The sequence below is a fragment of the Arthrobacter sp. CMU6 genome (genome assembly GCF_059090205.1).
Map to the genome: position 1 here is coordinate 23,815 of NZ_JBNHFL010000025.1, position 12,977 is coordinate 36,791.

The 12,977-nt window shown below is 65.0% G+C and carries 11 protein-coding genes; 9 read left to right on the top strand and 2 right to left on the bottom strand.

Annotated elements, in window-relative coordinates:
• Positions 1–55: 55 nt before the first annotated feature.
• The 5 genes from AC5RWD_RS16940 (at position 56) to AC5RWD_RS16960 (ending at position 6,203) form a co-directional block, all read left to right on the top strand.
• Positions 56–1,039 carry an ABC transporter substrate-binding protein gene (locus tag AC5RWD_RS16940; RefSeq protein ID WP_494021130.1) on the top strand — a complete coding sequence of 328 codons (984 nt, stop codon included), beginning with the start codon at positions 56–58 and terminating at the stop codon, positions 1,037–1,039.
• Positions 1,040–1,118: 79 nt separating this feature from the next.
• A complete protein-coding gene (locus AC5RWD_RS16945) occupies positions 1,119–2,645 on the top strand; it encodes a sugar ABC transporter ATP-binding protein (protein WP_494021131.1) in 1,527 nt (508 codons plus the stop codon).
• Positions 2,642–3,673 carry an ABC transporter permease gene (locus tag AC5RWD_RS16950; RefSeq protein WP_494021132.1) on the top strand — a complete coding sequence of 344 codons (1,032 nt, stop codon included), beginning with the start codon at positions 2,642–2,644 and terminating at the stop codon, positions 3,671–3,673. Before AC5RWD_RS16945 ends, AC5RWD_RS16950 begins: the two co-directional genes overlap by 4 nt.
• Positions 3,673–4,689, top strand: coding sequence for a galactofuranose ABC transporter, permease protein YjfF (gene yjfF / locus AC5RWD_RS16955; RefSeq protein ID WP_494021133.1), 1,017 nt, complete (start codon positions 3,673–3,675; stop codon positions 4,687–4,689). The genes AC5RWD_RS16950 and yjfF overlap by 1 nt, the downstream gene beginning before the upstream one ends.
• A gap of 62 nt (positions 4,690–4,751) precedes the next feature.
• Complete coding sequence (locus AC5RWD_RS16960; protein WP_494021134.1) at positions 4,752–6,203, top strand: family 43 glycosylhydrolase; 1,452 nt, start codon at positions 4,752–4,754, stop codon at positions 6,201–6,203.
• A 471-nt stretch (positions 6,204–6,674) separates the two neighbouring features.
• Here AC5RWD_RS16960 and AC5RWD_RS16965 read toward each other — a convergent pair whose 3' ends face one another.
• Positions 6,675–7,595 (bottom strand): DMT family transporter, encoded by a 921-nt coding sequence (locus AC5RWD_RS16965; RefSeq protein ID WP_494021135.1) that lies wholly within the window; start codon positions 7,593–7,595, stop codon positions 6,675–6,677.
• Positions 7,592–8,185 (bottom strand): TetR/AcrR family transcriptional regulator, encoded by a 594-nt coding sequence (locus tag AC5RWD_RS16970; RefSeq protein ID WP_494021136.1) that lies wholly within the window; start codon positions 8,183–8,185, stop codon positions 7,592–7,594. The genes AC5RWD_RS16965 and AC5RWD_RS16970 overlap by 4 nt, the downstream gene beginning before the upstream one ends.
• A gap of 347 nt (positions 8,186–8,532) precedes the next feature.
• Here AC5RWD_RS16970 and chvE point away from each other — a divergent pair, with 347 nt between their 5' ends.
• From chvE to AC5RWD_RS16990, 4 genes are all read left to right on the top strand, one after another.
• On the top strand, positions 8,533–9,657 hold the full coding sequence (chvE, locus tag AC5RWD_RS16975; protein WP_494021137.1) for a multiple monosaccharide ABC transporter substrate-binding protein: 1,125 nt from the start codon (positions 8,533–8,535) through the stop codon (positions 9,655–9,657).
• 85 nt (positions 9,658–9,742) lie between these two features.
• A complete protein-coding gene (gene mmsA, locus AC5RWD_RS16980; protein WP_494021138.1) occupies positions 9,743–11,272 on the top strand; it encodes a multiple monosaccharide ABC transporter ATP-binding protein in 1,530 nt (509 codons plus the stop codon).
• A 4-nt stretch (positions 11,273–11,276) separates the two neighbouring features.
• Positions 11,277–12,611: a multiple monosaccharide ABC transporter permease gene (mmsB, locus tag AC5RWD_RS16985; RefSeq protein ID WP_494021139.1), complete on the top strand. Its 1,335-nt coding sequence runs from the start codon at positions 11,277–11,279 to the stop codon at positions 12,609–12,611.
• Between the two features lie 34 nt (positions 12,612–12,645).
• Positions 12,646–12,855, top strand: a complete 210-nt coding sequence (locus AC5RWD_RS16990; RefSeq protein WP_494021140.1) for a hypothetical protein — start codon at positions 12,646–12,648, stop codon at positions 12,853–12,855.
• Positions 12,856–12,977 lie beyond the last annotated feature (122 nt).

The window sequence follows — 12,977 nt, forward strand, 5'->3', positions numbered from 1 at the left end:
TGGCGGTGTATGAAGTCTCCCGCCTGCATGTAACTAACGCTTCCGGGAGGATGTTGTGTTTAAGAAATCCCTGCTTGCGGTGGCCGCCGCATCAATGCTTACCCTCACTGCCTGCGGTGGATCCGCAGGCGCCGGCAGCGCTGCCGGCGGCTCCGGCGGAGACAAAATCACCATGGGCTTCGCCCAGGTGGGCGCCGAAAGCGGCTGGCGCACCGCCAACACCAAGTCGGTCCAGGACTCAGCCAAGAAGGCCGGCATCGACCTGAAGTTCTCCGACGCCCAGCAGAAGCAGGAGAACCAGATCAAGGCCATCCGCTCCTATATCCAGCAGAAGGTCGATGTCATCGCGTTCTCCCCCGTGGTGGAGTCGGGCTGGGACACAGTGCTGAAGGAAGCCAAGAACGCCAAGATTCCGGTCATCCTGACGGACCGTGCGGTGGACTCCTCGGACAAGACGCTGTACAAGACCTTCCTCGGCTCCGACTTCGTTGAGGAAGGCAAGAAGGCCGGGGACTGGCTGGTCAAGGACTCCAAGTCAGCAACCGACACCGTCAACATCGTCGAAATCCAGGGGACCACCGGATCCGCCCCCGCGAATGACCGGAAGGAAGGCTTCGCAGAAGCCATCAAGGCTGACCCTAAGCTGAAGATCGTGGCCTCGCAGAGCGGCGACTTCACCCGCAGCGGCGGCAAGCAGGTCATGGAGGCCTTCCTCAAGAACAACGCTGACATCGACGTCGTGTTCGCCCACAACGACGACGAGGGCCTTGGCGCCATCGAGGCGATCGAAGCCGCCGGCAAGGTTCCCGGGAAGGACATCAAGATCATCACGATCGACGCCGTGAAGGACGGTATGACCGCGCTGAGCAACGGCAAGATCAACTACATCGTCGAGTGCAGCCCCATGCTCGGTGACCAGCTCATGGACCTCGCGAAGAAGGTCATCGCCGGCGAGAGCGTGCCCGAACGCGTCGTCACCGAGGAGACGACCTTCACGCAGGAGCAGGCCAAGCAGGTTCTTGCCAGCCGCCCGTACTGAGCCGCGGCGCCCCTGAACGTCCGTGCGGCGGCGGATCACCGCCGCCGCACGGCACACCAATCACAGGAAAGACACGAGGATGAACGAAATCGTTCCGGTCGTCGAGATGACCGGCATAGCTATTGGATTCCCAGGGGTTAAGGCACTCGACGGCGTCGACTTCCGCCTCTTCCAAGGTGAGGTCCACGCCCTGATGGGTGAGAACGGTGCCGGAAAGTCAACGCTGATCAAGGCCCTGACCGGCGTGTACACCATCGACTCCGGCACCATCACGGTGCTCGGCGAACCGAAGCGGTTCTCTTCCCCCGGGGAGTCCCAGGCGGCCGGCATCAGCACCGTCTACCAGGAAGTCAACCTCTGCCCCAACCTCACCGTGGAGGAAAACGTCCTGCTGGGCCGCGAGCCGCGCCGCCGTGGCTCCATCGATTGGAAGCGCGTCCGGACCCGGACGAGGGAGGTGCTGGCCGAGCTGCAGCTGGACCATATCGATCCCGGCTCGCTGCTGTCCACGCATTCCATCGCGGTCCAGCAGCTGATCGCCATCGCCCGGTCCGTGGAGATCAACGCCAAGGTCCTGATCCTGGATGAACCGACGTCGAGCCTGGATGCCGACGAGGTCAGCCAGCTCTTCCGTGTCATCAGGGACCTCCGCGACCGGGGCGTCGCCATCCTTTTCGTCTCCCACTTCCTTGAACAGGTCTACGAGATTTCCGACCGCATGACGGTCCTGCGCAACGGCAAACTCGTGGGCGAGTACCTGACCCGCGACCTCTCCCGGATGAGCCTCATCTCCAAGATGATCGGCAAGGACATGGAGGCCCTCGCCGAACTGGACCGGGCCCCCGCCCGCACCCGCACCGCCGCCGGCACCGGCGACACCCCCTTCATCGAAGCCCGGAGCCTCGGCCGGAAGGGCTCGGTTTCCAACGTGGACCTGGCCATCCATCCGGGCGAGGTCGTAGGCCTGGCGGGCCTGCTCGGGGCTGGCCGGACTGAAATTGCCCGGCTCTTCTTCGGCGCCGACAAGGCCGACGAAGGCTCCATCAAAATCAAGGGTGCGGGCCAGAAAATCCGCTCCCCGCGCACCGCCATCGACAAGCGCATCGGATTCTGCTCGGAGGACCGCAAGGAGGAAGGCCTCATCGGCGACCTCACCGTCCGCGACAACCTGGTGCTTGCCATGCAGGCCAGCAAAGGCTGGGCGCGCCGTATTCCGCGCAAGGTCCAGGACGAGCTGGTGGCCGAGTACATCAAGACCCTTGACATCCGCCCGGCAAACCCGGACGCACTCATCCGGAACCTCAGCGGCGGCAACCAGCAGAAGGTGCTCCTCGCCCGCTGGCTGGTCACGCATCCCGAACTCCTGATCCTCGACGAGCCCACCCGCGGCATCGACATCGGGGCCAAGACCCAGATCCAGAAACTCGTCAGCCAGCTCGCGGCCGACGGCATGTCCATCCTCTTCATTTCCTCCGAACTCGAGGAAGTCCTGCGCGTGAGCGACCGCGTCGCCGTCATCAAGGACAGGGCGATGGTCGCCGAAATCAATAATGACGGCGTCTCCGTGGAAGACGTCATGACGGTCATCGCCGGAGGTACCAAGTGAAATCCCTTCTGAAACACCGCCTCGCGTGGCCGGTGATCGCCCTGGCAGCGCTACTGCTGCTCAACCAGGTTTTCCGGCCCGACTTCCTGGGCCTGCGGATGCAGGACGGCCACCTCTACGGCAGCCTCATCGACATCATGCGCAACGGCGCACCCACCATCCTCATCGCGCTCGGCATGACCCTTGTCATCGCCACCCGCGGCATCGACCTGTCGGTCGGCGCTGTGGTGGCGATCGCAGGGGCCGCCTCGTGTGCCTACATCGCCGCCTCCCCGGACCCCGGATCCCCGGTGACGGCCGCCACGGCGGTCCTGATCGCCGTCGTCGCCGCCCTTGCCCTGGGAGTCTGGAACGGTTTCCTGGTGTCCACCATCGGCGTGCAGCCGATTATCGCCACGCTGGTCCTCATGACGGCGGGCCGCGGCATCGCCCAGCTCATCACCGGCGGCCAGATCATCTCGGTGTCCAACGACCACTACAAATCCATCGGCGCGGGATACCTGTTCACCCTGCCGATCTCCATCCTCATTACCGCCGCCGTGTTCGTCCTGGCCGCCGTGCTCACCCGCCGCACCGCGCTGGGAACCCTGATCGAGGCGGTGGGCATCAACCCTGTCGCCAGCCGCCTCGCCGGGCTCCGGTCGCGGAACATCATCTGGATCGTCTATGTCTTCAGCGCCGTCTGCGCCGCGGTTGCCGGCCTGATGATCAGCTCCAATGTCACGGCGGCCGACGCCAACAACGCCGGGCTCTATATCGAAATGGACGCCATCCTGGCGGTGGTTATTGGCGGCACGTCACTGGCAGGCGGGCGGTACACCCTGGTGGGAACCGTCGTCGGGGCCTTCATCATCCAGACACTGACCACCACCGTCTACACCCTCGGGATCCCGCCGGAGGTGACCCTGGTGTTCAAGGCGCTGGTGGTCATCACCGTTTGCCTCCTGCAGGCGCCCAAGGCACGGAACCTGCTCAGCAGCCTCAAGGCAGCACCCAAGCCCGCCGCAAAGGAAAAGGTCGCCATCTAATGTCCCCGCTGTCCACGCTTACGCCCCTGACCGTCAAAAAGCCGTCGCCGGCGCGCAACCGCCTGCGCGGCGGTGCCCGCTACGCGCCGACGCTGGCCACGGTGGGGCTGTTCATCGCCATGTTCGCCGTGGGGGCGGGGATGTACCCGAGTTTCCTCTCCGGCCAGGTCTTCCTCAACCTCTTCATCGACAACACCTTCCTCATCGTGCTCGCCGTCGGCATGACCTTCGTGATCCTCACCGGCGGCATCGACCTCTCAGTAGGGGCCGTCGTCGCACTGTCCATGATGGTGAGCGCCACACTGCTGCAGCAGGGCTGGAGCGCAGGGGCCGTCATCGTCCTCGTGCTCCTGATCGGCGGCGGCCTCGGGCTCCTGATGGGGCTGATCATCCAGTACTTCGACATCCAGCCGTTCATCGTGACCCTGGCGGGCATGTTCCTGGCCCGCGGCCTCTGCTACGTCATCAGCCTCGACTCCATCCCGGTCACCGAGGGGTTCTTCACCGGCATGGCGCAGGCCCAGATCCCGCTCCCGGGCGACCTCTTCGTCTCGCCGGGCGTCCTCCTGGCCCTTGGCATCGTGGCCATTGCCTTCTTCGTCCTGCACCACACCCGCTTCGGCCGGACCGTCTACGCCATCGGCGGCAACGAACACTCCGCCATGCTGATGGGCCTGCCGGTGAAGAGCACCAAGATCCTTGTCTACGCGCTCAGTGGCCTCTGCTCAGCTATCGCCGGCATCCTGTTCTCCTTCTACAGCCTCTCCGGCTACAGCCTGGCGGCCCAGGGCATGGAGCTCGACGCCATCGCGGCCGTGGTTATCGGCGGCACCCTGCTGACCGGCGGCACCGGCTACGTGCTGGGCTCCGTCGTCGGCGTGCTGGTGCTGGGGATTGTCCAGACCTTCATCGCCTACGACGGCACCCTCAGCTCCTGGTGGACCAAGATCGTCATCGGCGGCCTGCTCCTCGTGTTCATCCTGCTGCAGCGGCTCTTCGCCCGGAAAGCCGGCTGACTCTTTACCTGTCCCGCACCTCCCGCACGTCAACGCCCGTACGTCGAAAGGACATTTTCAGCATGAATGATTCCCTCAACCGCCGCTTCTCCCGCCGTTCCTTCCTTGGCTCCGGAACCGCCGCAGCCGCAGCCTTCGCCGTCGCGGGGGCGGGAGGCGGGGCCCTGGTGTCGGCGCCCGCCGCCGCAGCCGCCGATTCGGCTCCGCTGATCAACCCGGTGGTTCCGCAGCGGGCGGACCCGTGGCTCATGAAGCACACGGACGGTAGGTACTACTTCACCGGTTCCGTGCCCGAGTACAACCGCATCATCGTCCGGTCCTCCCCCACCATCGCGGGGCTCGGCAGCGCTTCGGAAGCGGTGGTCTGGACCCGGCCCGCCTCCGGAACCATGGGCGGCCACATCTGGGCTCCCGAACTGCACCACTTCGACGGCCAATGGCACATCTACTTCGCCGCCGGCGACAGCAGCGATGTCTTCCGGGTGCGGATCTACGTGATTTCCACTGACGACGCCGATCCGACCACCGCCGTGTGGGGACCGCCGGTCCGCGTGTACACGCACGCCGACACCTTCTCCCTGGATGCCACCACGTTCGAGCACGGGGGCACGCGCTACCTGCTGTGGGCCCAGAGCGACACTGGCGTGAACTCCAGCCTGTACATCGCGTCCATGTCATCACCGTCGACGCTCTCCAGCACCCCCGTCCGTATTGCCGTTCCCACGCTGGACTGGGAGACGCGCGGTTTCAAAGTCAACGAAGGCGCTGCGGTGATCAAGCGGAACGGCCGCATCTTCGTGACCTTCTCCGCCAGTGCCACCGATGCCAATTACTGCATGGGCCTGCTGACGGCTGACGCCACGGCCGACCTGCTCAGCCCTACCTCATGGCGCAAGACACCCGTCCCCGTCTTTGTGACCACCGAGGGCTCGAAGCAGTACGGACCGGGACACAATTCCTTCACCGTCGACGAGGCCGGCAACGACGTGCTGGTGTACCACGCCCGGTCCTACCGCAATATCGTCGGCGACCCGCTGTACGACCCCAACCGGCACGCCCGGGTACAGCGGCTGTACTGGAACGCGGACGGCACACCGAACTTCGGCGTACCCGTGGGCGACGGCGAACTGCCGGTGCGCCTGGAACCCGCCTCGGGCCCGGGCACGTTCCTGGCGCACGACGGCGCCACCGTCACCGCCGCCGCGTCCCCCGCGCTGGGGTCATCCCAGTTCCGCATCGCACCGGGCTACGCCAAAAAGAACTCCGTGGTCATCGAGCCGGTCCTGGCCAAGGGCCGCTACCTCCGGGTACAGGGATCAGCGGTGACCATAGCGACTACGGAGGGGTCGTCGTCGGCCTTCCTGAAGCGGGGCGGCCTGTCGGACGCTGCCGGCACCTCCTTCGAGTCGGTGGACGTCCCGGGTTCCTACCTTGTCCTCCGGCAGGGTGCCCTGGCGCTGGCAAAGGTGGGCAAGGACGAGCGGCCGGCGGCCACGTTCTTCCTGCGCTCCTAGTCCTTCACGGACCCCGAAACCCCCCGCGCGCCAGGCGCGCGGGTGACTGCGAATCACTGGTGATGTGGTGGTTGTGCATCTTGGCAGGGCCGGCGGTTTATCCGCCGGCCCTGCTGTTCTTTGCGGCTTGGGAAAGCTTGCCGTTGGCAGGGCTCAACGGCCGCCCGTCCAAAAGGGTAGCCGGAACCGTCAAAAAACGGCGTTACCCCTGCCCCTCGGGTTCGGAATCATGGACATCACGCAGAAATCGTGCAATCGAAAGGAAAGACCCATGACACGGGAAGAAGCTTACGCACGGTGCCCTCCGGACTCGTATGTCGAGTTTTACGGAGGCCGGTGGCTTGTTGTTCCGTTCGCACCGGTTGAGCAACCGCAGTTCTTCGTTTGCTCGCCGGAGAGGGTCAGCGCCTTTAGCGCCACGCGCCGGCTCGAAATAGCCAGCTTTGACCGTTCGCAGGCAGCCTGAAATTCCTACCCGCTGGCGGGGCGGGGCGTCAGGACGAACAGGCTCGCCAGCACCATGGCCACCCCGACCCATCCCAGCACGGGCAGCCGCTCCCCCACCACCACAACCGCCAACACGGCAGCGACAACGGTTTCCATGAGGGATAGGCCCGTTGCGGTGCTCGCGCGAACGCGGGCCAATCCCCAGCCGAACAGGACGTAGCCTGCGAACATCGGGACCAGCGCCATGTAGGCTCCCACCGTGAAATTGCCCCAGGACTCAAGCAGCGGCCGGCCGGTCGCGGCGAGCACTGGCATCAGGAGCACTCCACCGAGGCCGAATACCGCACCCATGGCGGCCCGGGATGGCACTCCCCCGCTGATCAGGCGGTGGGCGGCCCACGAGTACAGCGCATAGGTGGCACCTGCCACGAGCCCCAGAACAATTCCCGCCGGGGCGGCCCAGGGTTCGGCAAGTGCGCCCGGGCGTTCGGCACTGTCACCGGCAAAACACAGGAGCCCGGCACCCGCCACCCCGATCAGCGCGCCGAGCATCCAGCGGCGGGTCAGCACCTTCCGCTCCGCCAGCCGCTCGATGACAGCCGATGCAAGCGGGGCTGAGCCGATCGAAACCACCGTGCCGAGCGCCACACCGGAGAGGTGCATGGAACTGTAGAAGGCAAGAGGGTAGACGGCGACCGCCGCAGCACCCAGGGAGACAAGCAGCCACCGGCCGCGGAGGCTGCCCCAGTGGCTGGCGATCGGCCGCACCGCGTACAGCGCCTGCAGCAATCCACCCACGCCCATTGCCACGGCGCCGATGGCCAGCGGACTCACCGACGGCGCGAACGTGGCTACGGTTCCGGTAGTACCCCAAAGCGCCGACGCACCCACAACAAAAACCGCACCCAGGAGGGGCCCGTTCAGTCGGCCGAGCGCCGTCCTCACAGCTCCTCCAGCATCCGGGCAGCGATCATCCGGGCATCGCGCAGGCAGCGGTCCCCGCCTTCAAGCCCGGCCCTCGCCATGGAGCCCTCGAGCACGAACGCCAGATGCCGGGCCACCGTGCCCGCAGCCTCGCCCAGCTCCGGCTGCAGTTCCGCCAGATGCTTGAGCAGGAGGGCCTCAACTTCTTCCTTGTGCTGCCGTACGGCCCGCCTGCCGGGAGCGTCCGCCGGCAGTTCCGCTGCCGCATTGAGCAGGCCGCACCCCCGGAAACCGTGCTCATAGGCGAGGTTGGCGTGGTCAATGTAGGCGTCGAACACCGCGAGGACACGGTCCTCCGGAGTAACCGCTGCCGCGGCCCGCTCCCGGTATAGGGCGAGCCATTCCTCATGCCGGGCAGTGAGGTAGGCCGCCACGAGGTCCGCCTTGGAAGCAAAGTTGTTGTACAGGCTCTTCTTGGCCACGCCTGCCGCCGCGGTGATGGAGTCAATGCCCGTGGCCGCAACGCCGTCAGCATAGAAAAGGCGCGCCGCAGCATCAAGCAGCGATGCACGGGCAGGCCGCTTTATTGATCGGCCCTCGGATGAAGCCACGGTTGTACCTCCAACACAGAGTAGGTAGACCAGTATACCTACTCTGGCGACGCGCGTTGAACTTCAGTCCAGCCACCCGCGAACACATCCGCCAGGCATCGCATATTGTCATCAATCTGTGTCTTGCTTCACAGCCGGGGCGGGGATAATATTGCCTATTATTGTTAGCGCTAACAGAGATGTTGGGGCAGCCGGGGTCTCCGCTCCGGTGATAACAGCCTCCGGCGCCGGTCCTGCGGAACGGCCTCGGTACGCCGGACACAAGTGGCCGGCTCTGGCGGAAAGTACATACGCTTTCCGCTCAAGCACCGATTCGTGGCCCAACCAGGCCACGGAAGGAGAATAACGTGAGAATCAAGAAACTCCTGGGCGCCGTCGCCGTCGTCCTGGCTGTTACGGTGGGGGCAACGGGCTGCGGCAGCCGTCCCGGCGCCGCCACCAGCTCCAGCAGCGCCGACGCTGCCGGTGCCCTGGTGGGGATCTCCATGCCGACGCAGACGTCGGAACGCTGGATCGCGGACGGCAAGAACGTCTCCGAGTCCCTGACCAAGCTCGGTTACAAGACGGACCTGCAGTACGCCAACGACGACATCCCCACCCAGGTCTCGCAGATCGAGAACATGCTGACCAAGGGCGCGAAGTCCCTGATCATCGCCGCCATTGACGGCACCACGCTGACGGATGTCCTGGCCAAGGCCAAGGAACAGAACGTCAAGGTCATCGCCTACGACCGGCTGATCAACGGCACCCCGAATGTGGACTACTACACCACCTTTGACAACTATGAGGTGGGCGTCCAGCAGGCCACGTCGCTGCTGACCGGGCTGGGCCTGGTGGATGCCTCCGGCAAGAAGGTCGAGGGCAAGGGCCCGTTCAACGTGGAGCTCTTCGCGGGCAGCCCGGACGACAACAACGCCAACTTCTTCTGGACCGGCGCCATGGACACCCTGAAGCCGTACCTGGATGCCGGCACCCTCAAGGTGCCCAGCGGCCAGACGAAGTTTGAGCAGGCCGCCATCCTGCGCTGGCAGGCGGCAACCGCCCAGAAGCGGATGGAAGACATCCTCACCGCCGCCTACGGTTCCGGCAAGAAGCTCGACGGCGTGCTGTCGCCCTATGACGGCCTCTCCATCGGCATCATCTCGGCGTTGACCAGCACCGGCGGTTACTCCAAGGGCGCCCTGCCGGTCGTGACCGGCCAGGACGCGGAAAAGGGCTCGGTGAAGTCCATCGTTGCCGGCGAGCAGTACTCCACGATCTTCAAGGACACCCGCAAGCTCGGCGAGCAGGCCGTGAAAATGGTGGACGCGGTCCTGAAAGGCCAGCAGCCCGAGACCAATGACACCGAAACCTACAACAACAAGGTCAAGGTGGTCCCGGCCTTCCTGCTGAAGTCCGTGATCGTCACCAAGGACAATTACAAGCAGGAACTCATCGACTCCGGTTACTACACGGACGCCGACATTAAGTAGCAGTGATGCGGGGGTGCCTGCAGCCGCAGGCACCCCCGCCCCTCGGACAGATCAGCTCATCGAACAGATCAGCGGGAATTAACCAATGAACGTACCCATTCTTCAGATGCGCGGGATCACCAAGACCTTCCCCGGCGTCAAGGCCCTCCAGGACGTCACCCTGGATGTGAACCGCGGCGAGGTCCACGCGATCTGCGGCGAAAACGGGGCAGGCAAGTCCACCCTGATGAAGGTGCTCTCCGGCGTGTACGCCCACAACACCTTCGAGGGGGACATCCTCTTCGAGAACGAACCGTGCGACTTCGCATCCATCAGCGACAGCGAGAAGCGCGGCATCGTGATCATCCACCAGGAGCTGGCACTGAGCCCGTACCTGTCCATCGCGGAAAACATCTTCCTGGGCAACGAATTGGCTTCCCGCGGCTGGGTCGACTGGCGCAAGACCAACCTGGAAGCGGCCAAGCTGCTGGCCCGGGTTGGCCTGGATGAAAACCCGGTCACCCCGATCCAGCACATCAGCGTGGGCAAGCAGCAGCTCGTAGAAATCGCCAAGGCGCTATCCAAGGAAGTGAAGCTGCTGATCCTGGACGAGCCCACCGCAGCCCTGAACGACGAGGATTCCGACCACCTGCTGGACCTGATCCTGCACCTGAAGGGCCAGGGCGTCACCAGCATCATCATCAGCCACAAACTCAACGAGATCCGCAAGGTCGCGGACGCCGTCACCATCATCCGCGACGGCAGGTCCATCGAAACCCTGCGCGTGGACGAGGGCCAGATCACCCAGGAACGCATCATCCGCGGCATGGTGGGCCGGGACCTGGACAGCCTCTACCCCGAGCGGGAACCGCAGATTGGCGAGGAAGTCCTGCGCATCGAGGACTGGACGGTCCAGCACCCGCAGGACCACAGCCGCACCGTGGTGCACAATGCCAGCCTCAACGTCCGCAAGGGCGAAGTGGTGGGGCTCGCCGGCCTCATGGGGGCCGGCCGGACCGAACTGGCCATGAGTGTTTTCGGCCGCACGTACGGCCGCGCAGTGTCCGGAAAAGTGTTCAAGTACGGCAAGGAAATCAACACCTCCACCGTCCCTGAGGCCATCCGCCACGGCATCGCCTACGCCACCGAGGACCGCAAGCACTACGGGCTGAACCTGATCGAGGACATCAAGCGGAACATCTCCATGGCGGCCCTGCCCAAGCTCGCCAAGCGCGGCTGGGTGGACAAGAACAAGGAAACCACGGTGGCCAACAGCTACCGGAAGAGCATGAACATCAAGGCCCCGTCCGTCGCGGCCATCACCGGGAAGCTCTCCGGCGGCAACCAGCAAAAGGTGGTGCTGAGCAAATGGATGTTCTCCGACCCGGACGTGCTGATCCTGGACGAGCCCACCCGGGGCATTGACGTCGGCGCCAAGTTCGAGATCTACACGATCATCGCGGAGCTCGCCGCCCAGGGTAAGGCCGTCATTGTGATCTCCTCTGAGCTCCCCGAGCTGCTGGGCATCTGCGACCGGATCTACACCCTGTCCGCCGGCCACGTCACGGGTGAAGTCCCGATCGCCGAGGCCTCCCAGGAAACCCTTATGCACTACATGACCAAAGAGAAGGAATAACCAGATGTCCGCCCTACGAGAATCCCTCGGCTTCCTTGCAAGCCGCCTCCGCCAGGTCGGCATCTTCGTCGCCCTGATCCTGATCGTCCTGCTGTTCCAAGTCCTCACCGACGGGATCCTGCTCGAGCCGCAGAACGTCAGCAACCTCGTCGTCCAGAACAGCTACATCCTCATTCTGGCCATCGGCATGGTCATGGTCATCATCGCCGGCCACATCGACCTCTCCGTCGGGTCCATCGCCGGGTTCATCGGCGCCGTCGCCGGTGTCATGATTGTGCACTGGGGCTGGGCCTGGTGGGCAGCGATCCCGGCCTGCCTCCTCGTCGGCGCTTTGGTCGGCGCGTGGCAGGGGTACTGGATCGCCTACGTCGGCATCCCTGCCTTCATCGTCACCCTGGCCGGCATGCTCATCTTCCGCGGCCTGACCCTGATCACCCTCAAAAACCAGCAGATCACCCCGTTCCCGGACGAGCTCCGTGCCCTCGGCGGCGGGTTCCTGCCGGACATCTCGGGCGGCACCTCCGTGCTCGAGTGGCTCACCGTGATCCTCGGCGTCGGCGGCACTGCCGCCCTGCTCCTCCAGGCCATCAAGGAACGCCGCATCCGCACCAGGTTCAACCTGGAAAACGAGCCCATGGCCTGGTTCGCCACGAAGACCGCGTTCATTGCCCTGCTGATGTTGGTCATCACGTTCCTGCTCGCCAGCTACCGCGGCACCCCGATCGTGCTGATCGTCCTCGCCGCCCTGGTCATCGCATACTCCGCGCTGATGAACAACAGCATCTTCGGCCGGCACACCTACGCCATCGGCGGGAACCTGCACGCCGCCGAGCTGTCCGGCATCAAGACCAAGGCTGTGACCTTCCGGCTCTTCGTGAACATGGGTGTCCTCGCAGCCCTGGCCGGCCTGATCTTCACGGCGCGCCTGAACTCGGCACAGCCCGCCGGCGGCACCGGCTTCGAACTGGACTCCATCGCCGCCGCCTTCATCGGCGGCGCAGCGGTCCAGGGCGGCATCGGCACGGTGGCCGGAGCCATGATCGGCGGCCTCATCATGGGCGTCCTTAACAACGGCATGTCCATCCTCGGCCTCGGCACCGACTACCAGCAGCTGATCAAGGGCCTGGTGCTCCTGCTCGCCGTCGGCTTCGACATCTTCAACAAGAACCGTGCCGGCGGCGGATCCTCCATCGCCAAGCGCTTCAAGCTCAAGACCACACCGCCGGCCACCGAACAGACCACGGCACCGGAGCAAAGCCAGGCCCCGGCATCAGCCAAGGCAACGGCCGAACCCGCCGCACCCGTGGCGGCCGGCAGCCGCGAATCAGGCAACGCATAGCCCACCACCCCACAGCCAGCAGAAAGGACGCGCCATGACCGCACGCCTTGAATCCATCGACATCAGCGTCACGAGCCGGCACGCCCTGGACGAGCACCTCGAAGCCGCCGTGAAGGACCTCCAGGAATTGGCGATGCTCACGGGTACGCACGGCATCCTGGTCACGCGCCACAGGCCGGGAAACTACACGGCCGCGCTTTCTGACCAGGTCCCGTTCGGCATGACGCGCGAAGTGGTTTGCTGACTCGCTACTCAGCCAGAGAGTTGACAGCAGAGCCCCTCCCCCGGGGTTAAACCGAGGGAGGGGCTCTGCTGGTTAAGGAAGCCGGCTGGTTAAGGAAGCCGGCCTGTAGTGAAGGACAGAAC

Excerpts from the sequence above, each read along its gene's own strand:
- mmsB (WP_494021139.1), top strand. The coding sequence starts at position 11,277 with ATGTCCGCCCTACGAGAATCCCTCGGCTTCCTTGCAAGCCGCCTCCGC.
- AC5RWD_RS16945 (WP_494021131.1), top strand. The coding sequence starts at position 1,119 with ATGAACGAAATCGTTCCGGTCGTCGAGATGACCGGCATAGCTATTGGA.
- mmsA (WP_494021138.1), top strand. The coding sequence starts at position 9,743 with ATGAACGTACCCATTCTTCAGATGCGCGGGATCACCAAGACCTTCCCC.
- AC5RWD_RS16990 (WP_494021140.1), top strand. The coding sequence starts at position 12,646 with ATGACCGCACGCCTTGAATCCATCGACATCAGCGTCACGAGCCGGCAC.
- AC5RWD_RS16960 (WP_494021134.1), top strand. The coding sequence starts at position 4,752 with ATGAATGATTCCCTCAACCGCCGCTTCTCCCGCCGTTCCTTCCTTGGC.
- yjfF (WP_494021133.1), top strand. The coding sequence starts at position 3,673 with ATGTCCCCGCTGTCCACGCTTACGCCCCTGACCGTCAAAAAGCCGTCG.